This window comes from Nocardioides sp. CF8, assembly GCF_000389985.1.
Lineage (GTDB): Bacteria > Actinomycetota > Actinomycetes > Propionibacteriales > Nocardioidaceae > Nocardioides > Nocardioides allogilvus.
Map to the genome: position 1 here is coordinate 2,147,411 of NZ_CM001852.1, position 26,496 is coordinate 2,173,906.

Here is a 26,496-nt window from a genome sequence, read left to right on the forward strand (position 1 = left end):
GCCCGCCATCTTCTCCAGCGACGTCTCGCGCGGGCACTCGTCGGTGTCGAAGTCCCCGACGGGCGCGATCTCGCCCACGAAGCGACCCTCGGCGATCGCCGTACGCGCCCGCTCGTGGGACGCCAGGGCGAACGCCTCCATGTCCTCGCGGCTGATGCCCCACTTCTCGGCGATCATCTCGGCCGAGCCGAACTGCGAGACCTCGACGTCGCCGTAGCGCGCCGCCCAGCCGGGCGACTCGGCAAACGGCGTGGTGAAGCCGTACTGGTCGGCGACGAGCATGGCGGCGCTGATCGGGATGGCCGACATGTTCTGCAGCCCGCCGGCGACGACGAGGTCCTGGGTGCCGGACATGACGCCCTGGGCAGCGAAGTGCACGGCCTGCTGCGACGAGCCGCACTGGCGGTCGATGGTGACACCGGGGACGTGGTCGGGCAGCCCGGCGACCAGCCAGGCCGTGCGCGCCACGTCGCCGGCCTGCGAGCCGATGGTGTCGCAGCAGCCCATGATCACGTCGTCCACGAGTCCCGGGTCGATGCCGGTGCGCTCGACCAGGGCGGACAGGACGTGGGCACCGAGGTCGGCCGAGTGCATCGCGGCGAGCGAGCCCCCACGCTTCCCGACCGGGGTGCGGACGGCGTCGACGATGAATGCTTCAGGCACGGGCAATTCCCTCCAGCAAGATGGTGAGGTACTGGTCCGCCACGTCGCTGTGGCTCAGGTCGCCACCGGGGCGGTACCAGCGGACGGCGACCCAGACGGTGTCGCGGATGAAGCGGTGGACGAGGTCGATGTTCAGGTCCGGGCGGAGCACGCCGGTCTCGACGCCCTCGCGCAGCAGCGTCACCCAGATGTCGCGCGACTGGGCTCCCCGCTCGGCGAGGTAGCCGAACCTCTCGAGGGTGCCGAGGTGGTCCGCCTCGTTCTGGAAGATCGCGACCTCGGCCGGGTGCTGGTCGATGGCCTCGAACGAGAGCCGCACCACCCGGTCGAGCTTGGTGCGGGCGTCGTCGTCGGAGGCCAGCACTGCGTCGTACGACGCGAACAGCTCGTCCTGGAAGGTCGAGAGGATCTCGTCGACCATCGACTCCTTGGAGTCGAAGTGGTGGTAGAGGCTGCCGCTCAGGATCCCGGCGGCCTCGGCGATGTCGCGGACCGTGGTGTTCCTGAAACCCTTCTCGGCGAACAGCGTGGCGGCGATCCGCAGCAGCTCGCTGCGCCGGCCCGTCGTGCTCGGCGTGCTCGTCGGCTCAGGCATGCTGGCTGCTCACGGAGATGACCTCGCCGGTGAGGTAGGAGGAATAGCCGCTGGCCAGGAAGACCATCACGTTGGCGATCTCCCAGGGCTCGGCGGCCCGACCGAAGGCCTCGCGCTGCTCGAGCTCGTGCAGGAGCTCGTCGCTGGTGACCTTGGCGAGGAACGGGTGCATCGCCAGCGACGGGGAGACCGCGTTGACGCGGATGCCGTGCGGGGCGACGTCGAGGGCTGCGCAGCGCGTCAGCGCCATCACCCCCGCCTTCGCAGCGGCGTAGTGGGCCTGGCCCTCCTGGGCGCGCCAGCCGATGACCGAGGCGTTGTTGATGATCACCCCGCGCGTGCCGGCCGCGATCATCCGGTTGCTGGCCGCGCGCACGCAGCGCATGGTGCCGGTCAGCGTGATGTCGAGGACCCGGCTCCACTGCTCGTCGGTCATCTCGGTGATCGAGGCGGTGCCGCCGAGGCCGGCGTTGTTGATCATCACGTCGACGCCACCGAGCTCGTCGGCCACGTCGAGCAGGGCGCTCACGTCGGCCTCGGCGGTGACGTCGCAGACCAGCGAGCGCACCCGCTCGGCGCCGAACGCGTCGGACAGTGCAGCCTGCGCCTCGGCGATGCGGCGTTCGTGGGTGTCGGAGAAGACGACCGCCTGCGCACCCTCCTCGAGCGCACGGCGCACGACCGCGGCGCCGATGCCCGCGCCGGCGGCCGCCGTCACGACGACGACCTTGCCCGCCAGCAGGTTGTGCGGCTCGACGTAGTCGGGCGCAGGTTGTCGAACTCTCATCCGCGGGGCTCCTTGGGTAGGCCGAGCACGCGCTCGGCGAGGATGTTGCGCTGGATCTCGTCGCTGCCGCCATAGATCGTGTCGGCGCGGGAGAAGAGGAAGAGACGCTGCCAGGCGTCCAGGTCATCGGCGTCCCGGCCCGGACCCGCCTGCAGGCCTGCCGGGCCGGCGATCGCCATCGCGAGCTCGCCGAGGTCGCGGTGCCAGTTGGCCCACACGAGCTTGGCGATCGACTCGGCGCCGGGCGCCGGGTCGGCGAGCGTGCGCTGCACGTTGGCCCGCATCACCGCGAGGCCGACCTTCGCCCGGGCCAGCCGGTCGCGGAGCAAGGGGTCCTCGAAGGAGCCGTTGTCCCTGGCCAGCGTCACCAGGTCGGCGAGCTCGCGCTCGAAGCCGACCTGCTGGGCCAGCGTGGAGACGCCCCGCTCGAAGCCGAGCAGCGCCATCGCGACCGCCCAGCCCTGGCCGGGCTGGCCCACGACGAGGTCGGCGGTCGTGCGCGCGCCGGTGAAGAAGACCTCGTTGAACTCCGAGCCGCCCGTCAGCTGCTCGATCGGGCGGACCTCGATGCCGGGCTGGTCGATCGGGACCAGAAGGAAGGACAGTCCGTGGTGGCGCTGGGAGCCGGGACCGGTGCGGGCGAGGACGAAGATCCAGTCGGACTCGTGGGCGTTGGACGTCCAGACCTTCTGGCCGTCGATGATCCACTCGTCGCCGACCAGCCGGGCCTTCGTCTGCACGTTGGCGAGGTCGGAGCCGGCGTCGGGCTCGGAGTAGCCCTGGCACCACAGCTCGGTGACGTCCTTGATCCGGGGCAGGAAGCGCGCCCGCTGGGCATCCGTGCCGTGGGCGAGCAGTGTCGGGCCGAGCAGCTCCTCACCGAGGTGGTTGACCCGCGCGGGCGCCTCGGCCAGGGCGTACTCCTCGTGGAAGATCACCTGCTGGTCCAGGCTCAGGCCGCGACCGCCGTGCTCGACGGGCCAGCCGACGCAGGTCCAGCCATGCGCGGCGAGGTGGCGGTTCCAGGCCAGTCGCTCGGCGTGGGCCTCGTGCTCGCGCCCCGGTCCGCCCAGGCCCTTGCAGGCCGCCCACTCGCCGCTCAGGTTGTCGACGAGCCAGCTGCGGACCTCGGTCCGGAACTCCTCATCGGTGGGGGCGCTCATGCCTGCTACCCTACCAAGCAATTGCTTGGTTCGCACCACCCAACCAAATGCCCACGAAGGACCTCCGCGATGGATCTTGACCTCACCGACTCCGAACTGGCCTTCCGGGCCGAGGCCCGCGAGTGGCTCTCGGCCCACGTGCCGCGCACACCGCTGCCCTCGATGGACACCGCCGAGGGCTTCGTCGCCCACCAGGCGTGGGAGAAGCAGCTCTGCGACGCGCGCTGGTCGGTGGTGTCGTGGCCGCGCGAGCTCGGTGGCCGCGAGGCGTCGCTGGTCGAGTGGGTGATCTTCGAGGAGGAGTACTACCGCGCGGGCGCACCCGGTCGGGTCTCCCAGAACGGCATCTTCCTGCTCGCACCGATCATCTTCGACCACGGCACCCCCGAGCAGCAGCAGCGCTTCCTGCCGACCATGGCCAGCGGCGAGAAGGTGTGGGCGCAGGCGTGGTCCGAGCCCGAGGCAGGTTCCGACCTCGCGTCCCTGCGGTCGAGCGCCACCCGCGTCGACGGTGGCTGGCGGCTGAGCGGCCAGAAGACCTGGTCGTCGCGCGCCGCGCTGGCGCACTGGGGGTTCGGTCTCTTCCGCTCCGACCCGTCCGCGGAGCGGCACGCCGGGCTGACCTACTTCCTGTTCCCGCTCGACGCCGACGGGATCACCGTCCGCCCGATCGCCCAGCTCGACGGTGAAGCCGGTTTCGCGGAGGTCTTCTTCGACGACGTGTTCGTCCCCGACTCCGACGTGCTCGGCGCCCCCGGCGACGGCTGGCGGGTCGCGATGTCGACCGCCGGCAACGAGCGCGGGCTCTCGCTCCGCTCCCCCGGGCGGTTCTGCGCCGCCGCCGATCGACTCGTCTCGCTGTACGCCGCCACGCCGGCCCCCTCAGGGGCCGCGGCCGACGCCGTGGTCGACGCCTGGGTCAAGGCCCGCGCCTACCGCCTCTACACGTGGGGCACCGTCACCCGCCTCGCCGCCGGTGGCGACATGGGCACGGCCGGCTCGGTCAACAAGGTCTTCTGGTCCGAGCTCGACGTCGCCCTGCACGAGACCGCCCTCGACCTGCTCGGCCCCGAGGCGGAGGTCGAGTCGGCCTGGACCGACGGCTACCTCTTCTCCCTGTCCGGCCCGATCTATGCCGGCACCAACGAGATCCAGCGCAACATCGTCGCCGAGCGGATCCTCGGCCTCCCGAAGGAGCCACGCCGATGAGGTTCACCCACACCGCTGAGCAGGCCGACTTCGCGCGCACGCTCGAGTCGCTGCTGTCGGGAGCCGACACCGTCACCGCCGCCCGTGCGTGGGCGGCCGGCGACCACGCGCCCGGCCTCGCCCTGTGGTCGAAGCTGGCCGACACGGGCGTCACCGCGCTGCTGGTCCCGGAGCGGGCCGACGGCCTGGCTGCCAGCCCGGTCGAGCTCGTCATCGCCATGGAGGCCATCGGCCGCCACTGCGTGCCGGGTCCGTGGGTGGAGACGCTGGCCTTCCTGACGCCGCTGCTCTCGTCCGTCGGCTCCGCCGACGACACGCTGGCCGAGGTGGCCGCGGGTGAGGTGCTGCTCACCGTCGCGGCCGGTCCGCACGTCCCCCACGCCCTCGACGCCGACGTCGCGTCGGCCTTCAGGCTCCTCGACTCCCGCACCCTGCACACGGCTCGGGTCGGTGCGGCGCTCTCCTCCATCGACACCACCCGGCGGCTCTTCACGGTCGTCCCGGACCGCGAGATCGCCGAGGTCCCGACCGACGCGGTGCTCGCAGCGTTCGACCTTGCGGTGCTGGCGAACGCCGCGCAGCTGCTCGGGGCCGGCGAGCGCGTGCTCGCCGACAGCGTCGCCTATGTCAAGCAGCGCAAGCAGTTCGGCCGCGAGATCGGGTCCTACCAGGCGATCAAGCACCAGCTCGCGGACGTGCGGATCGCGCTCGACTTCGCCCGCCCGCTCATCGACGGTGCGGCGCTCACCCCGGGCACGATCGACGTCTCCGCTGCCCGCATCGCCGCCGCGGACGCCGCCCACCTCGCGTCGCGGGTCGGGCTGCAGGTGCACGGTGCGATCGGCTACACCGCCGAGTTCGACCTGTCGCTGTGGATCCTCAAGATCCGCGCTCTGGTCGCGGCCTGGGGCACCCAGTCCTTCCACCGGGCGCGGGTCCTGCAGGCGCTGGGAGCCGCCTGATGCGCACCGAGGAGCAGGCCGAGCTCGCTGCCGTCGTGCGGTCCCTGCTCGCGAAGCGCGCCGACAGTGCGGCCGTCCGGGCCGCGATGACCTCCGGGAGCGGCTTCGACGAGACCCTGTGGCAGACGCTGTGCGAGCAGGTCGGCGTGACCGATGCCGACATGGGCGTCGCCGAGACCTGCGTCGTGCTCGAGGAGCTCGGCCGCTCGCTCGCGCCCTCTCCCCTCCTCCCCACCGCGATCGCCGCCGCCGCCCTGCTCGCCGACGGCGACCCGGGCGGCCTGCTGGAGCGCATCGCGGCCGGCGAGATCGCCACCGTGGCCACCCCCGACCACGTGCTCTTCGGCGCCCAGGCACAGATCGTCCTGGCGTACGTCGACGGCATCCTCGTCGAGGTGGCCGAGACCCCCGTCAAGGTGCCCGCGATGGACCCGACGATCCAGCTCGCGACCGTGGCACAGCGGGTCGACCCCTTGCCCGCTCACGTCCGCGACGTCGCGCTCGTCCTCACCGCAGCCCTCCAGGTCGGCGGCATGCAGCGCGCCCTCGACGACACCGTCGCCTACAGCTTGCAGCGGGTGCAGTTCGGCCGGCAGATCGGCTCGTTCCAGGCGTTGAAGCACCGGATGGCCGACCTGCTCGTCGAGCTCGAGCTGTCGCGATCAGCGATGCTGCACGCGGTCGACGGGCTGGTCGACGCGGCAACCGATGCACCCGAGAGGGCGGCCGTCGCTGCGGCGTACTGCACCGAGGCCTTCGGCCACGTCGCCGGCGAGATGGTCCAGCTGCACGGCGGCATCGCCATCACCTGGGAGCACGATGCCCACCTGGTCCTCAAGCGGGCGCACGCGCTCGGCACGCTGTGGGGCCAGCCGCACACGCACCGTGCGCGGCTGGCCCTCTGACGGGGTCGGTCAGCCGTTGCCGCCGGCGCGGTACTCCACCCAGCCGTCGCTCATCCGGGCCGACTGGCCCGGCGTGAACATGTTCATGCAGGAGTCCTGCGTGTAGTCCATGAAGTTGTGGATGGGGTCGAGGCCGGGCGCCGAGCAGGTGTCCGCGCCGACCGGACAGTCGAACTGCGGGTGCGCCTCGGCCGGGGTGTCGTCGACACCGTCGCCCTTGACCGAGCAGCCGCCGGCGAAGGTGTGCTCGAGCATCAGCCAGTGGCCGACCTCGTGGGTGAGCGTGTCGCCGAGGGAGTACTTGCCAGCCGTGCCGCCGGGCATCGACTCGTCGAGGATCACCACGCCGTCCTTGGTGGCACCGGAGCCGGCGTTGTAGGTCTGCGGGAAGTAGGCCCAGCCGAGCAGGCCGCCACCGATGTTGGCGGCATAGACGTTGAGCGTCTCGGAGTCACCCTCGTGCAGGGCCTCCTTCATCGCGATCTCGGTGCGCCCCGGGGTGACGGTCGACCACTCGGCGTTGACGGTGTAGGTCGTCTTGGCGAGGGCGAAGCGGAACGGAGTGTCGGCGGCGTCCGGAGCGGTCAGCCCGCTGAAGGAGTCGTTGAGCACGGTCATCTGTGCGGCGACCATGCCCTCCATCCGGCGGGTCTCCCTGCGCGTCAGGGCGTGGTCGGAGACGACGTGGAAGACGGTGTCGACGGTGACCGACCCGGGTGCGAGCTGGGCGGAGTCGGCGAGCTGGGCGAACTCGCCTGCCTTGGCGGCGGGGTAGAGCGCCGGCTCCTGGGCCTTGGCGCCCGGCTTGATGCGGGCGGCGGACGAGGAGCCCTCGGCGCAGGCAGCGGCGCCGTCGGACATGACGCCGGCGAAGACCGGGGTGACGGCGAACGTCAGCGGCGAGAGGGCGAGGATGCCGGAGACGGCGGCGGGGCGGGCAAGACGCGTGGGACGCATGGGTGGTGTTCCCTTCGGGCGACGAGGTGGATCAGGCCAACCTAGACGCGCGTCGCCGGTTTGGGTATCACCGCTGCGGGGGAACTCAGGTCGCGGTGCGATAGCCGCCGCGGTAGTAGAGCAGCGGGTCCTCGGCGTCGCCTGCGGCGAGGTCGACGACCTTGCCGATCACGAGGTAGTGGTCGCCGGCCTCGTGCACGGCGTGCACCGTGCAGTCGACGTGACCGACGATCCCGGCCAGCAGCGGCGAGCCGGTGTCCTTGCTCGGGGTCCAGGAGACCCCGGCGAACTTGTCGTCGCCACTGGACGCGAACTGGTTGGAGACCTGCTCCTGGTCGGAGGCCAGGAAGTTGACGCAGAACGTGCCGGCACGCTGGATCGACGCGAAGGCCCGTGACTGCCTCGTCGGCAGGAAGGCGACGAGCGGCGGGTCGAGGGAGACACTCGTGAACGACTGGCAGGTCATCCCGACCGGCACCCCGTCCGACACCGTCGTGACGACCGTGACTCCCGAGGCGTAGCGGCCGAGGACGTCGCGGAACAGCCGCGCCTGGTTCTGCGCCTCCTCGCCGTCGACCTCGATCGTCTCGCCGGGCCGCCACTCGAAGTCGTGGGGGAAATTGCCCAGGAACGAGTCGATCAGCTCCCGTGGCGGCCAGGACGCGCGTGCGTCGTCGGCCATTCCGTCAGGGAGGTCATTCATCCGGACAGTCTCGCCCATCGCGCTCAACCGCCGAACTGGTGACCCCAGTAGGAGACGGCCGTGCTCTCCCGGGCCACCCAGCGGGCGTCGTCGACCTGCAGGCCCTCGGTGCCGAACTCGATGTCGAAGCCGGCCGGGCTCTTGACGTAGAACGAGACCATCTCGTCGTTCATGTGCCGCCCCAGCGTCGCCGACAACGGCGCCTTGTGCTTGCGGACCCGCTCCAGCGCGCGACCCACGTCGTCGAGCCTGTCGACCTCGAGCATGATGTGGACGCACTTGGACGGGTTGGGCATCGGCAAGAACGCCAGCGAGTGGTGGCGCGGGTTGATGCCGAGGAAGCGCAACCACACCTTGGTGCCCGGCTCCTTGCCGACGAACTCACCCGGCATCGACATCGAGTCGCGCAGCCGGAAGCCGAGCACGTCGCGGTAGAACCGCAGCGCCTCGACGTCGTCGCTGACCGGGACCACGATGTGGCCCATCCCCTGGTCGCCGGTGACGAAGGTGGCGGCATAGGGCGTGACGACCGGGCGGGACTCGTAGGTGATGCCGTGGAAGAGCTCGAAGACGTTGTCGAAGGGGTCGGTGAAGCGGACCAGCTCCTGCACCCGGCGCTCGGCCAGCTCGGCGGCCGTGCCCTCCTCGAACTCGACGCCCGCCTTCTGCAGGTGCTCGCGCGCCTGCTGGAGCGCGTCGTGGTCGGCCAGCTCCCAGCCGGTCGCCGACAGCTCGTCGACGTCGCTCGGGAAGACGACCAGCCGGGCCGACACCTCGTCGATGCGGTAGTAGAGGTTGCCCTCGGTCGGCCCGCGGCCGACGGCGAGTCCGAGCACCTTCTCGGCGAAGGAGCGCCAGGCCTCGAGGTCGGTGCTGGCCACGCGGACGTAGCCCATGGACTTGATGTCGATCATTTCGATCCCCTCTCGACATGGCGGTTCAGGAAGTTGACGGCGACCTCGCGGAACTCGTCGGCCGCCTCGATCTGGGCCCAGTGGCCGCAGTTGGGGAACACGTGCAGCTGGGCCTTCGGGATCAGCTTGAGGGCGACCATCGCGCCGTCGAGCGGGTTGACCCGGTCCTCGCGGCCCCAGGTCAGCAGCGTGTGCTGCCGCAGCCGGTGGGCCTCGCGCCAGAGCATGCCGTCCTCGTAGGTGTCGGGGTTCCAGAACGACAAGCCCATCGAACGCATCGCCTCGCGGGCGCCGGGCGCCGTCGCGTCGGCGAAGCGCTCTTCGACGAGCTCGTCGGTGACGAGGTCCTGGTTGACCACCATCGTCCGGATGAATGCCCGCAGGGACTCGCGCGTCGGGTCGGCCCCGAAGTCCATCAGCCGCTGCACGCCCTCGGTGGGATCGGCGTGGAACAGGTTGAGCGAGAGCCCGCCCGGTCCCATCAGCACCAGCCGCGCGACCCGCTTCGGGTGCTCGAGGGCCAGCCGCATCGCCGTACCGCCACCGAGGCTGTTGCCCAGGAGGTGGCAGCGGTCGATGCCGAGGTGGTCGAGCACGCCGATGACGTGCTGGGCGGCGTGGCGGTAGTAGTTGCCGACGACCTCGGGCTTGCCGGAGGCGCCGAAGCCGGGCTGGTCGACCAGGATCGTGCGGAAGCCCTGCGCGAAGCCGGGCAGGGCCGCGCCGAAGTTGGACCACGACGACGCCCCGGGCCCGCCGCCGTGCAGCATGACGAGCGGGAACCCCTCACCGCTCTCGTAGTAGGCGATCTCGGTGCCGTCGACCTCGACGGTCAGGCGGAGGTCTTCCTTGGCGGGCACTCAGTACATCCCCGGGTCGATCTTGTGCCCGAACTCGAGCTCGCCGAACATCTTCAGCGCGCGCTCGGGGTCGTTGGCAGCGTGCACCCGTCCGGCATGGGCGTCGCGCCAGGCTCGCTGGAGGTAGGTGCCCTCGGCCAGGGCCCGGCCGCCGGACGCCTCGAACAGCGCGTCGATCGCGTCGATCGCGCGCTGGGTGCCGAGCACCTGGTCACGCCGCACCTTGAGCCGGAGGTTGAGCGGGATCTTCTCCCCGCGGGCGACGTGCGCCTGCTCCTCGCGAATGTTGGTCATCAGCAACGCCCAGGCGGCGTCGATCTCGCTGCCGGCGCGCGCGATCCGGACCGCCGCGAAGGGGTCGGAGGATGCCTTCTCCCCGAGGTAGGCCGCACGCACGCGCTGCTGCTGCATCTCGACGTGCTCGGCGTAGGCACCGCTGGCCATCCCGACGATCGGGCTGGTGATGGTGCTGGTGAACAGCGAGTGGAAGGGCAGCTTGTAGAGGTCGGAGGTGTTCTGCTCCTGGCCGGGGCCGAAGCAGCGGCCGGTGTCGCTCATCGACAGCGTGAACGCCTCGGGCACGAACACGTCGTCGACGACGACGTCGTTGGAGCCGGTGCCGCGCAGCCCGACGACGTTCCAGACGTCGAGGATCTCGTAGTCGGAGCGCGGGACCATGAAGGTCTTGAAGTCGACGACGTTGCCGTCGGCGTTGAAGACGAGCCCGCCCAGCAGCACCCACTGGGCGTGCGCGGACCCGGATGAGAACGACCACTTGCCGCTGAGGGTGTAGCCCCCGTCGGTGAGCACGGCCTTGCCGGTCGGGGCGTAGGACGAGCTGAGCCGGGTGCTGGTGTCACTCCCCCAGACGGCCTGCTGCGCCTCGTCGGTGAAGAGCGCGACCTGCCACGGGTGGACGCCGAGCACGCTGGAGATCCAGCCGGTCGAGCCGTCGGCGGAGGCGATCAGCCGCACCGCGGTGAAGAAGTCGACCGGGTCGGACTCGAGGCCGTCGAAGCGCGCGGGCTGCAGCATCCGGAAGAAGCCGGTCTCCTCGAGCTCCTTGACCGACTGGTCGGGCACCTGCCGCAGGCGCTCGGCCTCGTCGGCACGCTCGCGGAAGCCGGGCAGCAGGTCTCGGACGGAGTCGAGAACAGGTGAAGGCGTCGTCATGTCGCCATACTAGAACCTGTTACAGTTTTGCGCCATGAGCCCCCCTCTGCCGGACCAGGTGGATGTCGTCGTCGTGGGCGCCGGTGGCGCCGGCATGGCCGCCGCGCTCGCGTCAGCGGCGCGACACGGACTACGCACGATCGTCATCGAGAGCAGCGACACCTTCGGCGGGTCCACGGCCCGCTCGGGCGGCGGCGTCTGGATCCCCGGCAACTACGCGCTGCGCGACGCGGGGCAGGTCGATCCCGGCGACCTCGACGCGGCCAAGCTCTACCTCGACTCGATCGTCGGCGACACCGTCCCGAAGGTCCGCCGCGACACCTACCTCGAGCGCGGCCCCGAGGTGATGGACTTCCTGCGCGAGCAGACACCGACCCGCTTCGCGTGGGTTCCGGAGTACGCCGACTACCTCCCCGAGCAGCCCGGCGGGCGCGTGCGAGGGCGGAGCGTGGAACCGGTGCCGCTCGATGCGTCGTTCCTCGGCGAGGAGCTCTCCCGGCTGACGAAGCCCTACACGAAGGCACCGGCCAACCTGATCGTCACGCAGGCCGACTTCCGCAAGATCAGCCTGGGCCTGCGCACGCTGCGCGGCCCGTTGACCATGGTCAAGGTGCTCCTCAAGCGGATCGTCAGCGGCCTGCGCCGCCAGCGGATGTATGCCATGGGCAACGCGATCGTGATCGGGCTCCGCCAGGGCCTCGTCGACCACGGCGTGGACGTCCACTACGCCACTCCCCTGGTCGGCCTGGTGACCGATGACGGCCGCGTGGTCGGCGTGGAGGTTCTCCGGGACGGCGAGCGAGCGGTGATCCGCGCCACCTGTGGCGTGGTGCTCGGCTCCGGCGGCTTCGAGAGCAACCAGGAGCTGCGTGAGAAGTTCCTCCCCCAGCCCACCGACGCAGCCTGGACGACCGGCGCCGCGAGCAACACCGGCGGCGGGCACGAGGCCGGCATCGCCATCGGCGCCGCGACCGACCTGATGGACGACGCGTGGTGGGGCCCGACGATCCCGCTGCCGAGCGGTCCGTGGTTCTGCCTGGCCGAGCGCAACCTGCCCGGCTCGATCATCGTCGACTCCGGCGGCCGGCGCTTCATGAACGAGGCGCTCCCCTACGTCGAGGCCACGAAGGAGCTCTACAAGGCGCACGAGGCCGGCCCCAGCGCCGTACCGGCCTGGATGGTCATCGACCAGCGCTACCGCAACCGCTACCTCTTCGCCGGGCTGACGCCGCGCACGCCCTTCCCGGGACGGTGGTACAAGCACGGCACCATCAAGAAGGGCGCGACCCTCGCCGAGCTGGCCGACGAGATCGGGTTGCCGCCGGGGGCGCTGGAGGAGACCGTCGACCGGTTCAACGGCTTCGCTGCGACCGGCGTCGACGCCGACTTCCACCGCGGCGAGAGCGCCTACGACAAGTACTACTCCGACCCGCGGGTCACGCCGAACCCGTCGCTGCACGCCATCGACGAGGGCCCGTTCTACGCCGTCAAGATCGTCCCCGGCGACCTCGGCACCAAGGGCGGGCTCGTCACCGACGAGCATGCGCGGGTGCTGCGGCCGGACGGCTCCACCATCCCCGGTTTGTACGCCGCCGGCAACGTCTCCGCAGCGGTCATGGGCCACACCTACGCCGGCCCGGGCGCGACGATCGGGCCCGCCCTGGTGTTCGGCTACCTCGCCGCGGAGGACATCGCCCATGCCCATTGATCCCGCGATCGCCATCGGCGCCGAGCTGCCCGACCGCACGTTCTCGTGGTCCGAGCCGGACGTCCAGCTCTACCAGCTCGCCCTCGGTGCCACCGACCTGCGGCACACGCTGGAGACCCACGGCCTGCAGGTGCTGCCGACCTTCGGCGTCGTGGCGCCGTCCTTCCACGAGACCGACCCGCCGCCGCTCGACCTGCCCGGCTGCGACATCAACCTGTCCCAGGTCGTGCACGGCTCCCAGTCGATCTCGGTGACCGCACCCCTGCCGACCTCGGGCACCGCCACCCTCTCGACCCGGATCTCGGACGTGTGGGACAAGGGCAAGGCCGCAGTCATCTGGCAGGAGGGCGTCGCGCGCTCGGAGGCGGGAGCGGAGCTGTGGACCGTCCGCTCGTCGATCTTCGTGCGCGGCGAGGGCGGCTTCGGCGGGTCTCGCGGCTCGTCCGAGCCGGTGGAGATCCCCTCTCGCCCAGCCGACGCGTCGTCGACGTACGACGTGACGGCGCAGCAGGCGCTGCTCTACCGTCTCTGCGGCGACCGCAACCCGCTGCACGCCGACCCGGAATTTGCGAGCGCGGCCGGCTTCCCGGCGCCGATCCTGCACGGCCTGTGCACCTACGGCATCGTCCTGCGCGAGGTGACCGAGCTGCTGCTCGACGGCGACGCCACCCGCGTGAGCGGCTTCACCGCGCGCTTCGCCGGGGTGGTCTTCCCGGGCGAGACGATCCACGTCGACGCCTGGGCGGACGACGGACGGATCATCGTCGAGGCGACCGTCGGGGCCGATCGTCGACCTGCGCTGGCCGACTGCGTCGTCACGACGCGTGCGCCACACTGACGCCCATGACCTTCCCGGACGACTGGACGCAGGGCTCGCACACGCACGACGGCGTCAGCCACACGACGTACAGGCAGTCTCCGTCGACAGGAAGCGGTCCCGGCGTCATCGTCATCCACGAGATCCCGGGCATCACGCCCGCGGTGGCGGCGTTCGGCCAGGAGGTCGTGGACGCCGGCTACACCGTCGTGATGCCCAGCCTGTTCGGCACCGACGGCGCTGCCTACACGCCGCTCGCGGTCGGCAAGGCCATCCGACAGGTGTGCGTCAGCCGTGAGTTCACCAAGCTCCGCACCGGCGTCACGACGCCGGTGGCCGGCTGGCTGCGCTCGCTCGCGACCGAGCTGCACGAGGAGCTGGGCGGGCCCGGCGTCGGCGCGCTCGGCATGTGCTTCACCGGCGGCTTCGCGCTGGCGATGATGGTCGACGCACCGGTCACCGCGCCGGTGCTGTGCCAGCCGAGCACTCCCTTCGTCCCCGGCCGCAAGCGCGCCGCCGACCTCAACCTCTCGCCGGGCGACCTCGACGTCGTCAAGGGCAAGTGCGCGGCCGGGCAGCAGGTGCTGGGGCTGCAGTTCCGCAAGGATCCGCTGACCGGCACCCGCTTCGACACGCTCACGCGCGAGCTCGGCGACGCGTTCATCCGCGTCGAGCTCGAGGGCAGGGGCCACTCCACCGTCACCGAGCACCGGCGCCAGGCCGGCGTCGACGCGGTGCTGTCATTCTTCGCCGACAACTTGCACTGAGGTCGGGTGGCGTTCATCCGGTTGCCCTAGCGTCCGGGCGTGCCGCCACCTGTCCGTCGTGATCTCGGGCTCGCCGTCGCGGTGACCTGGATGGTCACCCTGGTGCACCTCGCGGCTCGACCGGGCGGGCAGCTCGACCTGTCGGTCTATCGCGCCGGCTCCCAGCGGCTGCTCGACGGGGCCTCGGTCTATGCCCAGCCGTACGGCGACCTACCGTTCACCTATCCGCCGTTCGCGGCGCTCGTCATGGTGCCGCTGGCGGTGCTGCCCGCGACGCTGGCCGAGCTGGTGCTGCCGCTGCTCTCGGCGCTGGCGCTCGTCGTCGTGTGGCACCGCTGCGGGCTCGCCACCCGCTGGCTGCTGCTGGTCGCACCGGCCTCGGCCGTGCTCGAGCCGGTGTGGATGACCCAGCACTTCGGCCAGGTCAACCTGCTCCTGCTCGCGCTCGTGCTCGCTGATCTCGTCGGCCCGACGTCCCGCTGGCGGGGCGTGCTCACCGGCATCGCGGCCGGGCTCAAGCTGACGCCGCTGGTATTCTTGGGCTATCTCGTCGTGACCCGCCAGTGGCGCGCGGCCGGCGTCATGGCCGCGGTCTTCGCCGCGACGGTGATGGTGCCGATCGTGCTGCTGCCCGGCGACGGCCTGCGGTTCTGGACCTCCGTGCTGCCTGACGCCGAACGCATCGGGGCGTCGTGGTTCGCCGGCAACCAGTCGGTCATGGGCGTCCTGGCCCGGCTCGGAGGCGACGCCGCGTGGGTCCGACCGGCCTGGTTCGTGCTGGCCTCCGTCTTGGTACTGCTGCTCCTGTGGCTGGCCCGCTTGCTGTTCCTGCGGGGCGACACGCTGGGTGCCGTGAGTGCGACCGGGCTCGCGTCGCTGCTCGCCTCCCCTGTCTCGTGGAGCCACCACTGGGTCTGGTGCATCCCCCTGGGCGTCGTGCTCCTGCGGCGTGCGGGTCTGCTCCCTGCCCTCCTGTGGGCCGCCCTGTTCGTCGCGGCTCCCCACCTCTGGGTGCCCCGGGGGCACGACTCCGAGCTCGGCTGGACCTGGGCGCACCTGCCCGGCGACGCCTACGTCTGGGGGGCACTTGCTTGGCTGGCCGTCGTGGGGCGGACGTCATGGCGACCGGTCGCCCGGGCGACCAGCGCCCATGACGTCCCGGAGCGGCTAGCGTCTCGGGCGTGACGCTGATCGTGATGACCGGGCTGCCCGGGAGTGGCAAGAGCACCATCGCGGCGCAGCTCGCCGGCGAGCTCGGCTGCGCGGTCGTCTCGGTGGACACCATCGAGCGCGGTCTCCACGACGCCGGGGTCGATGCTTCCCAGCCGACCGGCCTGGCGGCGTACGCCGTCGCGAACCGTCTCGTCGACGCGCAGCTCGCCCTGGGCCACACGGTGGTCGCCGACGCCGTCAACCACCACCCCGACGCTCGGCAGGCGTGGCTCGACCTGGCGGCGGACCACGGCGTGGAGCTCCGGGTGATTCACGTCGAGTGCAGCGACGAGACCCTCCACCGGGAACGGCTCGAGACCCGTGAGCACGAGCTCCGAGTCGTGCCGTGGGAGCGCGTCATCGAGCTGCGCGGGACGTGGGCACCGTGGCCGGTCGAGACCGAGACGGTGGATACGGCTCGCTCGACAACGGGCTGTTCCACACCGCCAGCCGACCTCCGCGACTGATCGCCTGCAAACGGCCCTCAGTCGCGTCGCGCACCGCGTCCGGGACCGCGAGCAACAGATGGTCGCCGTGTCGCAATGACAGGTGCGGGCCCGCTGCCACGACCCCTCCCTCGCGAGCGACGAAGGCGAGGACGACGTGCTCCGACAGTCGCAAATCGTCGACGAACACACCATGCAACCGCGAGCCCTGCGGCACCTCGAACTGCAACACGCTCGCGCCCAGCTTCTCCAGCGGCGCCGACTCGACGGCCAGCTCGTCGGCCCGCTCGACCATCAACCCACTCCAGCGCGCGAGCCGCGGCAGCAACGGCGCCTGGATGAGCACGAACGTGATGACCAGCACGAAGACGATGTCGAAGACACGGTGTGCCGCAGGCAGCCCCTCGCTGACGGGGATGGTCGCCACCACGATGGGTACGGCGCCGCGGAGACCGGCCCAGGACAGGAACATCTGGTGTCGCCAGGGCACCCGCCACCAGATGGCGCACGCGACGACGGAGATCGGCCGCGCAACGAGGGTCAGGCCGATCCCGACGATCGCGGCGGGCAGCAACGCGTCGGGCAATCGCGTCGGGCTGGCAAGCAACCCGAGGAGCACGAACAGCCCGATCTGGGCCACCCAGCCGAGGCCGTCGGCGAAGCCGGCCGTCGCCTGCCGGTGCGGCAGCTTGGCATTGCCGAGCCACATCCCGGCGACATAGATGGCCATCAGGCCGCTCACGCCGAGGAGGCCGGCGACGGCGAACGCGAGGAACATGATGGCGAGCGTCGCGAGCGGGTAGAGCCCCACCGCCGGGAGAGCACTGGACGCCAGGATCCGCTGACCGAGGAAAGCAACTCCGACGCCGATCAGCACACCGCCCACGAGCTGGAAGACGACCAGCCCCAGGATCTGCCAGCCGGAGGCCTGGTGCCATGCGTCGCTGGCCACGACGGAAACCAGGATGATCACCGGCGGGTCGTTGAAGCCCGATTCGGCCTCCAGCGTGGCGCGGATCCGCGGTGCGAGTGGGAGTCGTCGCATGATCGCAAAGGTCGCCGCCGCGTCGGTCGAGCCGACGACTGCGCCCAGCAGCAGCGCCGTACGCACGTCGACCTCGAGGGCCCAGTAGGCGATCGTGGCGGTGATCGCCACCGAGATCGCGACGCCGGCCGTCGCCAGCAGACCCGACAGCCCGACGACCGGGCGGATCACGTCCCAGCGGGTGCTGAACCCGCCCTCGGCCAGGATCATCGCCAGCGCGATGGTGCCGAGGATCATCGTCAGCTCGGCGTCCTCGAAGCCGAAGCCGAGCCCGGACTCGCCGAGCACCAGTCCGATGACCAGGTAGAGCAGCAGGCTGGGCAGGCCGATGCGGGTCGATACGCGGACGGCGGCTACTCCGACGAGCAGGACCAGGCTGCCGGCGAGGATCGATGTGTTCAGGTCCATCTGTCGGGCCCGGCCCGGACCAGACGACGCAGCTCCGGCGAGACGACCACGTCGGCCGACTCCACCGTCACGTAGTCAATCCGAACTCCAGCGAGAGGCGCGCTCAGCAGTTCGTCAACCGACTCACCAGTGGCCGGGAGCTCGGCGACGGCGCGCGCTCCGATCAGGTGGCGCAGGCTCCACTCGAGCTCGGCCTCGACGAGTTCGTCGACGTCACGACCGGCGGTCGCGGCGTCGGTCACCGTCTGCAGGAAGGACGCCTGCAGGTGCGCGGTCACGCCGTCGAGCGTGGTGGCAGTGGCGACCACGAGCCGGTGTTGCGGGCCGGTCGGGCGAGGCTCGCGGCCTCCGAAGACGGAGAGGATCACGGCGACGACCAGCGCGGCCGCGATCGAACCCGCAACGAGAATGAGCTCCACGCAATCCTCCTCAGACTTGGTCGGGTCCCGCCCGAGCGCATCGGGTAGGACCCGCACCACCAGTCTGCGGCGCCCGCACCTGCCACCACATGGGGTCTGTCACCCACATTCGCCTGCAGGAGCCCGATGACGTGGACAGGTGCGGACGGGTGCGTGAAGGTGGCGGCATGGTGCATGCCGATGATCTCTCGCTGTCCTCTCGCGTGATCTTGATCAACGGGCTGCTCTTTGCCGCAGGCACCGCTGTGCTTGCCCTGTCGCCCGCCACCGTCTCCAGCCGCCCGGTCCTGTCCGAGCTGGTGGTGTTGCTCGTGGGCCTGACGGTGATGATCGTGGCCAACTCGATGTTGGTACGCCGCTCGCTGCGCCCCCTCGACAGGCTGATCCACCACTTGGCGCAAGCTGAGTCGTCTGCCCCGGCGACGCGGGTGCCGGTACCTTCCTCTCGGTTGGCGCGGCGAGTCTCGCTGGCGGTCAACGACCTCCTCGACCGGATCGACGAGGCGCAGCGGTCGAATGCCGCTGCCGCCCTGGCCGCCCAGGAGTCGGAACGGTCCCGGATCGCGCAGGAACTCCATGACGGAGTCGGCCAGTCGCTGACTGCGGTGCTGCTCGAGCTCAAGCTCGTCTCGGAGTCGGTGACCGCACCGCCGCTCGACCGGGTCCGCGAGGGCGTGCGGGCCAGCTTGGACGAGGTGCGCTCGGTCGCACGCACCCTGCGCCCACACGTGCTGGAGGACCTCGGGCTGCGCAGCGCACTCGCAGCCCTGTCCCAGGATCTCTTCGGCGCGACCCGGACCCACGTGCGCCGCGGGATCATGCCCGGGCTGCCCGACCTGCCCGACGACGTCGAGCTGGTCGTCTTCCGGGTTGCCCAGGAGGCGCTGACCAATGTGGCCAGGCACGCCGAGGCCGACACTGTCGAGGTCAGCCTCGGGATCGTGGGTCAGGAGGTGGAGCTCCGCGTCACTGACGACGGTCGCGGCCTGCCTGCTGACGCGGACGGCACCGGCCTGCGGGGCATGCGCGAGCGCGCCTCCCTGGTCGGTGGACGCCTCAGCCTCACGCGCCGCGAAGGTGGTGGCACCGTGATCACACTACGGGTCCCGGTGGATCCGGCATGACCACACGCGTGCTGCTCGCCGACGACCATGCGCTGGTGCGCCGCGGGGTCCGGATGATCCTCGACCAGCAGCCCGACTTCGAGGTCGTGGTCGAAGCCAGCGACGGCCACGAGGCGATCCAGGCGGTCCGGGACGAGCAGATCGACCTCGCGATCCTCGACGTCGCCATGCCCCGGATGACCGGGCTCCAGGCGGCCCGCGAGATCAGCCGGAGAGCGGATCCGCCGAAGCTATTGATGCTCTCGATGCATGACAACGAGCAGTACTTCTTCGAGTCGCTCAAGGTCGGCGCCTGCGGCTACGTCCTCAAGTCGGTGGCCGACCGCGATCTCCTCGATGCCTGTCGGGCCGCGGTGCGCGGCGAGTCGTTCCTCTACCCCGGAGCCGAGAGCGCCTTGGTGCGCGACTACCTCGAGCGGTTGCGCCGTGGGGAGCGGCTTCCCCGTGCCGTGCTCACGCCGCGAGAGGACGAAGTCGTCAAGCTGATCGCGGAGGGCAACTCCTCGCGCGACATCGCGCGCCTGCTGACCATCAGCGTCAAGACCGTCGATCGGCACCGGGAGAACGTCTTGTCGAAGCTGGGGATGCGCGATCGCACCGAGCTGACGCGGTATGCCGTGCGGGTCGGCCTGATCGAGCCCTGAGGATCAGCGGCCGAGGATCAGCCCGCTCGTCGGCACGCCCGTGCCGGCGGTGACGAGCACGTGCTCGGCACCCTCGACCTGGTTGACCGAGGTGCCGCGCGCCTGGCGCACGCCCTCGGCGATCCCGTTCATGCCGTGGAGGTAGGCCTCGCCGAGCTGGCCGCCGTGGGTGTTGATCGGCAGCCGCCCACCGAGCTCGATCGCGCCGTCGACGATGAAGCCGGGTGCCTCGCCGCGGCCGCAGAAACCGAGCTCCTCGAGCTGCATCAGGACGTACGGCGTGAAGTGGTCGTAGAGCACGGCGGTCGCGATGTCGGCCGGGGTGAGCCCCGACTGCTGCCACAGCGCGCGTCCGACGACACCGATCTCCGGGATCCCGATGTCGTCGCGGTAGTAGGACGTCATCACGAACTGGTCGGCGCCGCTCCCCTGCGCTGCCGCGACGACGGGTACGGCGCCCGCCGCCAGGTCACGAGCGCGCTCGGTCGTCGTGACGACGACCGCGACGGCGCCGTCGCTCTCCTGGCAGCAGTCGAGCAGCCGGAGCGGGTCGGCGATCAGCCGGGAGGCCTGGTGGTCGGCCAGCGTGATCGGGCGCTCGTGGAAGAACGCGGCCGGGTTGGTCGCGGCGTGGCGCCGGTCGGCGACGGCCACGCGGCCGAAGTCGGCCGAGGTGGCGCCGTACTCGTGCATGTAGCGCCGCGCCTGCATCGCCACCGTGGCGGCCGGGGTGGAGAGGCCGTGCGGATAGGTCCAGGCGTTGTCGAGGCCGTTGGTGTTGACCTGGGCGGCCGCCCCTAGCGACACCTGGCCGAAGCGGTCGCCGGAGCGCTCGTTGAAGCCGCGGTAGGCGACGACGGTGGTCGCCATCCCGGTCGCGACCGCCATCGCGGCCTGCTGGACCGTCGCGCAGGCTGCACCGCCGCCGTAGTTGATCCGGGAGAAGAAGGACAGCTCCCCCATCCCGAGCTCGCGGGCCAGCGAGATCTCCGACGAGCTGTCCATCGTGAAGGTGACCAGCCCGTCGACGTCGGCGGGCGCCAGACCGGCGTCGGCCAGCGCGGCGAGCGTCGCCTCGCAGGAGAGCTGGAGCTCGGAACGTCCGGACGCCTTGGAGAACTCGGTGGCGCCGATGCCGGCGACCGCGGCCGCGCCGCTGAAGGCGATCACAGCTGCACCGTCACTCGCGCGGTCACGTGGTCGCCCGACGACACGGCTCCCACGACGTCGACGACGATCTCGGCGTCGGTGCGCGATGCGATGGTGCCGGTGAGCTCGAGCGTGTCGCCCGGGTGGGCCGGCGCCCCCAGCCGCAGCGCACAGGCAGTGATGCGGGCGTCGGGAAGGCCCTCCTCGCGCGCCCAGTCGGCGACGTACTTCTGCACGAGGCCGGTGGTGGTCAGGATGTTGAGGAAGATGTCCTTGGAGCCCCGCTGGACGGCCAGGTCACGGTCGTGGTGGACGTCCTGGAAGTCGCGAGTGGCCAGCGCCGTCGAGACGACGAGGGTCGGGGTGACGGGGATGGCCGCGACCGGGAGGTCGGGTCCGTCATCCGAATCCGCACCCATCTCTTCCGGTCCGTATGACGGATCGCGGGTGCTCCACGACGCCAGCGTCAGGTCGTCGTCGATCCGGTCGAACACGACCTGCACCGGCGCGCCGATCTCGAGTCCCTCACCGCGGACCGCACCGACCATCCGCACTCCCTCCTCGAGCTCGACCAGCGCGAGCGGCAGCGGCAGCGTCTTGCCCGGCACTTGCGGTGCATGGTGGACCAGGAACGAGAAGACCGTCCCGCGGCCGCTGGCGACGACGTGGCCGCGGTCCATCGCGTGGCAGTCGGGGCACACGGGACCGGGCGGGTGGCGCAGCACCCCGCAGGCGTTGCAGGTCTGGATGCGGAGCTCGCCCAGCGCCGTACCCTCGAAGAAGAAGGCGGTGTCGCGGTTGACCACCGGGCGCACGGTCTGCGTGGGATCGACCCGAGCACCGGGCTTGAACTTCAGCACCCGGAACGTCATCGTCGCGACCGGCTCTTTCCGCCCGTCAGGGGCAGCGACCCACCAGGTGTTCTGGGTCGTCACGAAGTAGCCCTCACCGACGCCGGTCCGCTTCGGCCCGACGACCGACTCGAGCCGGGTCGTGATCGCGGGTCGCTCGCCGGGCACGAGGTGGCGGGCATAGGTCTGGTCGCAGTTGGTGCCGAGGACCGAGGTGAAGCCGGCCTCGTCGAGCAGCTTCATCGTGGCGTGCAGCGGGTCACCGGCCGGCCGGTGCGGGTCGAGCCCGTACATCGTCCAGACCTGGGTCATCGCCGGCGGCGCGACACTGCGCCACAGCGGGTTGGTGTCGCCCATCGCCTCGGCCCAGTGCCGGATCATCGGCAGGTTGACCTCGTCGAGCGCCTCGCGCGGGGACGTCTCGCCCGCCGCGACCAGCTCGTCGACGCGGGCCATGATCTCCTCGTGCGTCATCGCGGCACCCGCGGCAGGCCGAGGCCGAACATCGCGATCAGCTCGCGCTGCACCTCGTTGACTCCCCCGCCGAACGTGATGACGAGGTTGCGCTTGGCCTGCCCGTCGAGGTGGCTGACCAGCGACGCGGTGTCGGGATCGCTGGGGTCGCCGTGGCGCGCGACGACGTCGGCCAGCACGCGTCCGACGTGCTGCACCTGCTCGGAGGCGAACACCTTGGACGACGACGCGTCGGCGACGCTGATCTCGCCGTCGGCAGCCGCCCGTGCGACCTCCCAGTTGAGCAGCTCGTTGACCCGGAAGATCGCCGTCACCTCGCCCAGGGCCGCCTGTACGTCCGGCAGCTCCAGCACTCCCCGGTCGGCTGCCCACGACGCGACGCGGTCGCGCAGGCCCTCGAGCCGGCCGGCGGGGCCGAGCATGACCCGCTCGTGGTTGAGCTGGGTGGTGATCAGCTTCCAGCCGGCGTTCTCCTCGCCGACGAGCATGTCGACGGGGACGCGCACGTCGGAGTAGTAGGTCGCGTTGGTGTGGTGGGCACCGTCGACGGTGATGATCGGCGTCCAGGAGTAGCCGGGATCGGTCGTGTCGACGATCAGGATCGAGATGCCCTTGTGCTTGGGCGCATCGGGGTCGGTGCGCACCGCGAGCCAGACGTAGTCGGCCTGGTGGCCACCGGTGGTGAAGATCTTCTGCCCGTTGACGACGTAGTGGTCGCCGTCCCGCCTCGCGGTCGTGCGCAGCGACGCGAGGTCGGTGCCGGCGTCGGGCTCGGAGTAGCCGATCGCGAAGTGCACGTCGCCCGCCAGGATGCGCTCGAGGAAGAGCTCCTTCTGCTTGGGCGTCCCGTGCTTCTGCAGCGTCGGCCCGACGGTCTGCAGGGTCACCGCGGGCAGGTGCACGTCGGCGCGCTGCGCCTCGTTGGCGAAGATCGTCTGCTCGACCTCGCCGAGCCCGCGACCGCCGTACGCCTCCGGCCAGCCGACGCCCATCCAGCCGTCCGCACCCATCTGCCGGATCGTCTTCTCGTACGTCGCTCCGTGCCGCTCGCGCGCCATCTCGGTGCGCTCCGCGTCGGACACCAGGCCCGTGAAGTAGGCACGCAGCTCGGCCTTGAGCGCGCGCTGCGACGCGGTGAGCTCGAGGTTCTTCGCCTCCGCCGACTCGATCGCGACCAGCCGCAGCGTGCCTGCGGGCCCGCCGAGCGCGTGCGTGATGTCGGTCAGCCACGAGTAGTGGTGGTGCAGCGGATAGGCCTCGTCGACGCCCGTGCCGCCGTGCAGGTGGTGGCAGGTGTGGATCGCGGCCGGCGCCTCGGCGCACGTCCAGTAGGCCGCGACCGCGAGGTCGTCGCGCACGTCGAGCCCGCTGGCGATCCGCCAGACGGCGTTGTCGGCGGCGAGGTCGAGGGTGCGGGAGGCGATGTAGACGTCGGCGACCTGCATCGCCACCGCCTGGAACTCGGCCAGCGCCCGCCCGAACTGGGTGCGCTGCTTGACGTGGTCGGCGGTCAGGTCGCGGGCTCCGGCGAGCAGCCCGGCGGCGAGCACGACGAGGCCGGCCACCGCGTTGTCGTGCGCGATGCGGAAGGCGTCGGCGCCCGGCAGCAGGTCGATCGGTGCGTCGTCGAGGACGACGGTGTGCTCGACAACGCCGTCGAGCAGCGCGCGGCTCGACGCGGACTCGAGGAGGGTGACGCCGTCGGCGCGAGGGTCGACGAGTCCCACCACCGGCCGGCCGTCGGTCACGGCACTGACGAGGAGCATGGCCGCGCGATCGGCGTACTGCACCGAGATCTTGCGACCCGTCACCCGGTCGCCGGAGACGGTCGTCGCGGGCACGTCCGGGAAGCCCGGACCGACCTCGCGCAGGGCGGCGGCGAGGACGACCTCACCGCTGGCGACACCGGGCAGCAGGGACTTCTGCTGGTCGTCGCTGCCGGCCGCCGCGATCGTGAGTGCGCCGACGCACAACGTCTCCCACACCGGCACCTGCACGGCACTGCGTCCGACCGCGCGCAGCACGACTGCGAGCTCGGCCAGGCCGAGGCCCTCACCGCCGTGGTCGGTCGGGACGACCAGCGAGAGCAGGCCGGAACCGGCGAGCGTTGCCCAGTCCGTCGAACGCCCGACTGCGTCCGCGACCACAGCCGCTACCGCATCCACTTCTTCCGACACAGGTGACCTCCGACGACGGCAAACCTAGAACCTGTTCTACTCTAGCGGACATGCTCTCCCCGCTCGACGCCGTCCGCCGGGGCGTCTACATGCCCTACGCGCGGATCCCGTACGGCGACATGCTCGACCTCCCCGGACGCGGCGCCACCTACGTCACGGACACACCGGGACCCGAGGCCGACTCCCCCGCGATCCTGCTGCTGCACGCCATCGGCACGACCGGGCTGCTGAGCTGGTATCCCGCGATCGGACCGCTGTCGCGTCACTTCCGGGTCGTGACGATGGACCAGCGCTGGCACGGACGCGGCATCCAGTCCGAGGAGTTCTCCCTGGCCGACTGCGCGGACGACGCGGCGGCGGTGATCGAGGTGCTCGGCCTGCGCCACCCGATCGTCGGGGGCTACTCGATGGGCTCGATCATCGCGCAGCGCGTCTGGCGCCAGCACCCGCACGCGATCGAGGGGCTGGTGCTCGCCGCGACGACCGACTACTTCCGCGCGACACCGTGGGAGAAGGGCTTCCACGCCTCGATGGGCCTCACCATGCTCGGCCTGCGCGGGCTGTCGCGCTCTCGCACCCTGACCCACGCCGCCCGGCGTACGGCGCGCGCCGTCGACCTGGCGCCGAGCGACATCCACGAGTGGGCGCTCACGGAGCTGCGCCGTACGAGCCCGTGGGCCGTCGGTCAGGCGCTGGCCGCCCTGGGGCGGCACCACACGCGGCCGTGGCTCTCACGCATCGACGTCCCCACCGCCGTCGTGGTGACGCGGCAGGACAAGGTCATCCCGCCGGGCCGTCAGCTCGCCCTGGCCCGCCGCATCCCGGGCGCGACCGTGCACGACATCGCGGCAGGACATGCGTCGTGCGTGCTCCAGTCGGAGGTGTTCGTGCCGGCCTTCGTGGAGGCGGCCGTCACCGTCGCGGCCCGGAGGGGCGAGCTGCGTCGGTGAGCTCCTTGAGCGCAGCGAGCTCGGCCGGGAAGCGCCGAGCGAGGTCGTCGACGTCGGCCACGGACTCGCGGCAGGCGATCACCCCGACCTGCATCTCGCCGTTGTTGCTCATCACGGTGATGTTGAGCCCCGCGCCGTGGAAGACCGGCCCGAAGGCGAACATGCCCTCGATGCGGGCGCCGACGAAGTAGAGCGGCACCGGCGGGCCGGGCACGTTGGACACGACGAGGTTGTGCACGACCGGGTGCTTCTCGGCGAGCCGGAGGCCGGCGTAGGCCCTCATGGCCAGGCCGAACGTGTTGGGCGACGCGAACTCCGCCCAGTCCTGCAGCGCGTCGGCGCTGATCGCCTTCTGGTGGTCCTTGGCGTGCCGGTTGGCTGCGGTCAGCTGCTCGAGCCGCTCGAGCGGGTCCTCGAGGTCGGTGCCGAGCCGCGCGAACAGGGCGGAGACCTTGTTGGCGCCCTTCTCGCGCTTCGACACCGAGCGCACCGAGACCGGCACGGTGGCCAGCAGCGAGGTGGCGGGCAGCTCGCCGCGGTCCGCGAGGTAGGAACGCAGCGCGCCTCCGGTCACGGCCATGACCACGTCGTTGACCGTCGAGCCGGTGGCCTCCTTGACCGCCTTGATGTCGTCCAGGCTCATCGTCGACATCGCGATGGCGCGGTGGCCGGTGATGGTGCCGTTGAAGGAGGTGCGCGGCGCGGAGAACGGCGCGGCCATCGCCGTACCCCTCCTGGCGCGGTTGAGGGAACCGGCGACCATCTGCGTCGAGGGGGTGATCAACCGCGGGATCGAGAGCGGGCGGGTCACCTGGTTGACGAGTCCGCGACCGAAGAGGCCGAGGTCGCTGGGCGCGTGGCCGTAGGTGCCCTTGCCGCCGATGCCGAGGGGTTCGGAGCCGGCCTCGAGGCTGGTGAGGTGGGAGAGCAGGTTGCTGCCGGAGACGCCGTCGACCGTGGCGTGGTGCATCTTGGTGAAGATCGCGACGCGGTCGTCGGCGCAGCCCTCGATCACCCACATCTCCCACAGCGGGCGCGAGCGGTCGAGCGGCATCCCGGCGAGGTGGCCGAGGAGCTCGGTGAGCTCGGTGTCCCCGCCCGGTTGGGGCAGACCGAGGCGGTGGACGTGCCGGTCGATGTCGAAGTCCTGGTCCTGCACCCACACGGGGTGGTCGAGGCGCATCGGCACCTTCTTCAGCTTGCGCGTGAAGTGCGCGACGTCGCGCACGCGCTCGTCGATGCCGGCGCGCATCGCCGCGAAGGAGTAGCCGTCGGGGATGGTGGCCGGGTCGACCATGACCAGGCCGCAGACGTGCATGAGCTGGGCCGGCGACTCGAGGTAGAGGAAGCTGGCATCGAGGCCCGAGAGGCGATCCATGGTCGGCATGTCGTGACAACGACGTGAACACGTTCT

At 71.1% G+C, this 26,496-nt stretch carries 26 protein-coding genes; 11 read left to right on the forward strand and 15 right to left on the reverse strand.

All coding sequences use genetic code 11. The annotated features are described in order from the left end of the window. From CF8_RS23110 to CF8_RS10520, 4 genes are all read right to left on the reverse strand, one after another. The coding region (locus CF8_RS23110) for a beta-ketoacyl synthase N-terminal-like domain-containing protein (protein ID WP_036490724.1) at positions 1-663 on the reverse strand (663 nt) is incomplete at its 3' end. Then, on the reverse strand, positions 656-1,258 hold the full coding sequence (locus CF8_RS10510) for a TetR/AcrR family transcriptional regulator (RefSeq protein WP_010833098.1): 603 nt from the start codon (positions 1,256-1,258) through the stop codon (positions 656-658). The genes CF8_RS23110 and CF8_RS10510, both read right to left, overlap by 8 nt. Next, positions 1,251-2,045 carry an SDR family oxidoreductase gene (locus CF8_RS10515; RefSeq protein ID WP_010833099.1) on the reverse strand — a complete coding sequence of 265 codons (795 nt, stop codon included), beginning with the start codon at positions 2,043-2,045 and terminating at the stop codon, positions 1,251-1,253. The genes CF8_RS10510 and CF8_RS10515 overlap by 8 nt, the downstream gene beginning before the upstream one ends. Continuing rightward, positions 2,042-3,208, reverse strand: a complete 1,167-nt coding sequence (locus CF8_RS10520) for an acyl-CoA dehydrogenase family protein (RefSeq protein WP_010833100.1) — start codon at positions 3,206-3,208, stop codon at positions 2,042-2,044. The genes CF8_RS10515 and CF8_RS10520 overlap by 4 nt, the downstream gene beginning before the upstream one ends. A gap of 69 nt (positions 3,209-3,277) precedes the next feature. On the opposite strand from CF8_RS10520, the gene CF8_RS10525 reads away from it, so the two are divergent. From CF8_RS10525 to CF8_RS10535, 3 genes are read left to right on the forward strand one after another with little or no spacing between them, the layout of a single operon-like run. Next, entirely contained in the window at positions 3,278-4,417 is a 1,140-nt protein-coding gene (locus CF8_RS10525) for an acyl-CoA dehydrogenase family protein (protein WP_010833101.1), read from the forward strand. After that, on the forward strand, positions 4,414-5,379 hold the full coding sequence (locus CF8_RS10530; RefSeq protein WP_010833102.1) for an acyl-CoA dehydrogenase family protein: 966 nt from the start codon (positions 4,414-4,416) through the stop codon (positions 5,377-5,379). Before CF8_RS10525 ends, CF8_RS10530 begins: the two co-directional genes overlap by 4 nt. Continuing rightward, complete coding sequence (locus CF8_RS10535; RefSeq protein ID WP_010833103.1) at positions 5,379-6,284, forward strand: acyl-CoA dehydrogenase family protein; 906 nt, start codon at positions 5,379-5,381, stop codon at positions 6,282-6,284. The genes CF8_RS10530 and CF8_RS10535 overlap by 1 nt, the downstream gene beginning before the upstream one ends. Before the next feature lie 9 nt (positions 6,285-6,293). On the opposite strand, the gene CF8_RS10540 is transcribed toward CF8_RS10535, so the two are convergent. The 5 genes from CF8_RS10540 to hsaA all read right to left on the reverse strand — a co-directional run bounded on the left by CF8_RS10540 (position 6,294) and on the right by hsaA (position 10,891). After that, the gene (locus tag CF8_RS10540; protein ID WP_010833104.1) at positions 6,294-7,241 is read right to left on the reverse strand and encodes a zinc metalloprotease; all 948 of its coding nucleotides are present in this window, start codon (positions 7,239-7,241) and stop codon (positions 6,294-6,296) included. An 85-nt stretch (positions 7,242-7,326) separates the two neighbouring features. Further along, positions 7,327-7,944 (reverse strand): flavin reductase family protein, encoded by a 618-nt coding sequence (locus CF8_RS10545; protein ID WP_232211490.1) that lies wholly within the window; start codon positions 7,942-7,944, stop codon positions 7,327-7,329. 23 nt (positions 7,945-7,967) lie between these two features. After that, positions 7,968-8,858 carry an iron-dependent extradiol dioxygenase HsaC gene (hsaC, locus tag CF8_RS10550; RefSeq protein ID WP_010833106.1) on the reverse strand — a complete coding sequence of 297 codons (891 nt, stop codon included), beginning with the start codon at positions 8,856-8,858 and terminating at the stop codon, positions 7,968-7,970. Then, the gene (gene hsaD, locus CF8_RS10555; protein ID WP_010833107.1) at positions 8,855-9,718 is read right to left on the reverse strand and encodes a 4,5:9,10-diseco-3-hydroxy-5,9,17-trioxoandrosta-1(10),2-diene-4-oate hydrolase; all 864 of its coding nucleotides are present in this window, start codon (positions 9,716-9,718) and stop codon (positions 8,855-8,857) included. The genes hsaC and hsaD overlap by 4 nt, the downstream gene beginning before the upstream one ends. Further along, positions 9,719-10,891, reverse strand: a complete 1,173-nt coding sequence (hsaA, locus tag CF8_RS10560; protein WP_010833108.1) for a 3-hydroxy-9,10-secoandrosta-1,3,5(10)-triene-9,17-dione monooxygenase oxygenase subunit — start codon at positions 10,889-10,891, stop codon at positions 9,719-9,721. 34 nt (positions 10,892-10,925) lie between these two features. On the opposite strand from hsaA, the gene kstD reads away from it, so the two are divergent. Genes kstD through CF8_RS10585 form a run of 5 tightly spaced genes read left to right on the forward strand, consistent with a single transcriptional unit; the run spans position 10,926 to position 15,862 of the window. Then, entirely contained in the window at positions 10,926-12,599 is a 1,674-nt protein-coding gene (gene kstD / locus CF8_RS10565) for a 3-oxosteroid 1-dehydrogenase (protein WP_198016821.1), read from the forward strand. Next, the gene (locus CF8_RS10570; RefSeq protein ID WP_010833110.1) at positions 12,589-13,437 is read left to right on the forward strand and encodes a MaoC/PaaZ C-terminal domain-containing protein; all 849 of its coding nucleotides are present in this window, start codon (positions 12,589-12,591) and stop codon (positions 13,435-13,437) included. Before kstD ends, CF8_RS10570 begins: the two co-directional genes overlap by 11 nt. Positions 13,438-13,442: 5 nt before the next feature. Further along, positions 13,443-14,183, forward strand: a complete 741-nt coding sequence (locus CF8_RS10575) for a dienelactone hydrolase family protein (protein ID WP_010833111.1) — start codon at positions 13,443-13,445, stop codon at positions 14,181-14,183. 39 nt (positions 14,184-14,222) lie between these two features. After that, a complete protein-coding gene (locus CF8_RS10580) occupies positions 14,223-15,368 on the forward strand; it encodes a glycosyltransferase 87 family protein (RefSeq protein WP_010833112.1) in 1,146 nt (381 codons plus the stop codon). After that, positions 15,365-15,862, forward strand: a complete 498-nt coding sequence (locus CF8_RS10585) for an AAA family ATPase (protein WP_036490727.1) — start codon at positions 15,365-15,367, stop codon at positions 15,860-15,862. The genes CF8_RS10580 and CF8_RS10585 overlap by 4 nt, the downstream gene beginning before the upstream one ends. Here CF8_RS10585 and CF8_RS10590 read toward each other — a convergent pair. Together CF8_RS10590 and CF8_RS10595 are read right to left on the reverse strand one after the other, a co-directional pair. Then, a complete protein-coding gene (locus CF8_RS10590; RefSeq protein ID WP_010833113.1) occupies positions 15,753-17,294 on the reverse strand; it encodes a potassium/proton antiporter in 1,542 nt (513 codons plus the stop codon). The two genes, CF8_RS10585 and CF8_RS10590, sit on opposite strands and share 110 nt — an antisense overlap. Beyond that, the gene (locus CF8_RS10595) at positions 17,285-17,713 is read right to left on the reverse strand and encodes a hypothetical protein (protein WP_036490729.1); all 429 of its coding nucleotides are present in this window, start codon (positions 17,711-17,713) and stop codon (positions 17,285-17,287) included. The genes CF8_RS10590 and CF8_RS10595 overlap by 10 nt, the downstream gene beginning before the upstream one ends. 167 nt (positions 17,714-17,880) lie before the next feature. On the opposite strand from CF8_RS10595, the gene CF8_RS10600 reads away from it, so the two are divergent. Both CF8_RS10600 and CF8_RS10605 read left to right on the forward strand, forming a co-directional pair. Beyond that, a complete protein-coding gene (locus tag CF8_RS10600; protein WP_010833115.1) occupies positions 17,881-18,837 on the forward strand; it encodes a sensor histidine kinase in 957 nt (318 codons plus the stop codon). Continuing rightward, positions 18,834-19,481, forward strand: coding sequence for a response regulator (locus CF8_RS10605; protein ID WP_010833116.1), 648 nt, complete (start codon positions 18,834-18,836; stop codon positions 19,479-19,481). The genes CF8_RS10600 and CF8_RS10605 overlap by 4 nt, the downstream gene beginning before the upstream one ends. Positions 19,482-19,484: 3 nt before the next feature. Here the strand turns inward: CF8_RS10605 and CF8_RS10610 are convergent, their stop codons facing one another. The 3 genes from CF8_RS10610 to CF8_RS10620 are packed head-to-tail and all read right to left on the reverse strand — an operon-like array spanning position 19,485 to position 24,132. Beyond that, positions 19,485-20,651: a lipid-transfer protein gene (locus CF8_RS10610; RefSeq protein ID WP_010833117.1), complete on the reverse strand. Its 1,167-nt coding sequence runs from the start codon at positions 20,649-20,651 to the stop codon at positions 19,485-19,487. Continuing rightward, positions 20,648-21,955 carry an OB-fold domain-containing protein gene (locus tag CF8_RS23465; RefSeq protein ID WP_010833118.1) on the reverse strand — a complete coding sequence of 436 codons (1,308 nt, stop codon included), beginning with the start codon at positions 21,953-21,955 and terminating at the stop codon, positions 20,648-20,650. Before CF8_RS23465 ends, CF8_RS10610 begins: the two co-directional genes overlap by 4 nt. Then, a complete protein-coding gene (locus tag CF8_RS10620) occupies positions 21,952-24,132 on the reverse strand; it encodes an acyl-CoA dehydrogenase (protein ID WP_010833119.1) in 2,181 nt (726 codons plus the stop codon). Before CF8_RS10620 ends, CF8_RS23465 begins: the two co-directional genes overlap by 4 nt. Positions 24,133-24,182: 50 nt before the next feature. On the opposite strand from CF8_RS10620, the gene CF8_RS10625 reads away from it, so the two are divergent. Beyond that, entirely contained in the window at positions 24,183-25,082 is a 900-nt protein-coding gene (locus CF8_RS10625; protein ID WP_010833120.1) for an alpha/beta fold hydrolase, read from the forward strand. On the opposite strand, the gene CF8_RS10630 is transcribed toward CF8_RS10625, so the two are convergent. Further along, positions 25,045-26,460, reverse strand: a complete 1,416-nt coding sequence (locus tag CF8_RS10630) for a WS/DGAT/MGAT family O-acyltransferase (protein ID WP_036492849.1) — start codon at positions 26,458-26,460, stop codon at positions 25,045-25,047. The genes CF8_RS10625 and CF8_RS10630 overlap by 38 nt on opposite strands. Between the last annotated feature and the right edge of the window lie 36 nt (positions 26,461-26,496).

Bases quoted from the DNA above. Each gene is read 5' to 3' on its own strand.
- CF8_RS10540 (WP_010833104.1), bottom strand. From the start codon at position 7,241: ATGCGTCCCACGCGTCTTGCCCGCCCCGCCGCCGTCTCCGGCATCCTC.
- CF8_RS10625 (WP_010833120.1), top strand. From the start codon at position 24,183: ATGCTCTCCCCGCTCGACGCCGTCCGCCGGGGCGTCTACATGCCCTAC.
- CF8_RS10570 (WP_010833110.1), top strand. From the start codon at position 12,589: ATGCCCATTGATCCCGCGATCGCCATCGGCGCCGAGCTGCCCGACCGC.
- CF8_RS10575 (WP_010833111.1), top strand. From the start codon at position 13,443: ATGACCTTCCCGGACGACTGGACGCAGGGCTCGCACACGCACGACGGC.
- CF8_RS10525 (WP_010833101.1), top strand. From the start codon at position 3,278: ATGGATCTTGACCTCACCGACTCCGAACTGGCCTTCCGGGCCGAGGCC.
- CF8_RS10630 (WP_036492849.1), bottom strand. From the start codon at position 26,460: ATGGATCGCCTCTCGGGCCTCGATGCCAGCTTCCTCTACCTCGAGTCG.
- CF8_RS10590 (WP_010833113.1), bottom strand. From the start codon at position 17,294: ATGGACCTGAACACATCGATCCTCGCCGGCAGCCTGGTCCTGCTCGTC.
- hsaA (WP_010833108.1), bottom strand. From the start codon at position 10,891: ATGACGACGCCTTCACCTGTTCTCGACTCCGTCCGAGACCTGCTGCCC.
- CF8_RS23465 (WP_010833118.1), bottom strand. From the start codon at position 21,955: ATGACGCACGAGGAGATCATGGCCCGCGTCGACGAGCTGGTCGCGGCG.
- CF8_RS10545 (WP_232211490.1), bottom strand. From the start codon at position 7,944: ATGAATGACCTCCCTGACGGAATGGCCGACGACGCACGCGCGTCCTGG.
- hsaC (WP_010833106.1), bottom strand. From the start codon at position 8,858: ATGATCGACATCAAGTCCATGGGCTACGTCCGCGTGGCCAGCACCGAC.
- CF8_RS10515 (WP_010833099.1), bottom strand. From the start codon at position 2,045: ATGAGAGTTCGACAACCTGCGCCCGACTACGTCGAGCCGCACAACCTG.
- CF8_RS10530 (WP_010833102.1), top strand. From the start codon at position 4,414: ATGAGGTTCACCCACACCGCTGAGCAGGCCGACTTCGCGCGCACGCTC.
- CF8_RS10535 (WP_010833103.1), top strand. From the start codon at position 5,379: ATGCGCACCGAGGAGCAGGCCGAGCTCGCTGCCGTCGTGCGGTCCCTG.
- CF8_RS10510 (WP_010833098.1), bottom strand. From the start codon at position 1,258: ATGCCTGAGCCGACGAGCACGCCGAGCACGACGGGCCGGCGCAGCGAG.
- CF8_RS10520 (WP_010833100.1), bottom strand. From the start codon at position 3,208: ATGAGCGCCCCCACCGATGAGGAGTTCCGGACCGAGGTCCGCAGCTGG.
- kstD (WP_198016821.1), top strand. From the start codon at position 10,926: ATGAGCCCCCCTCTGCCGGACCAGGTGGATGTCGTCGTCGTGGGCGCC.
- CF8_RS10600 (WP_010833115.1), top strand. From the start codon at position 17,881: ATGGTGCATGCCGATGATCTCTCGCTGTCCTCTCGCGTGATCTTGATC.
- CF8_RS10605 (WP_010833116.1), top strand. From the start codon at position 18,834: ATGACCACACGCGTGCTGCTCGCCGACGACCATGCGCTGGTGCGCCGC.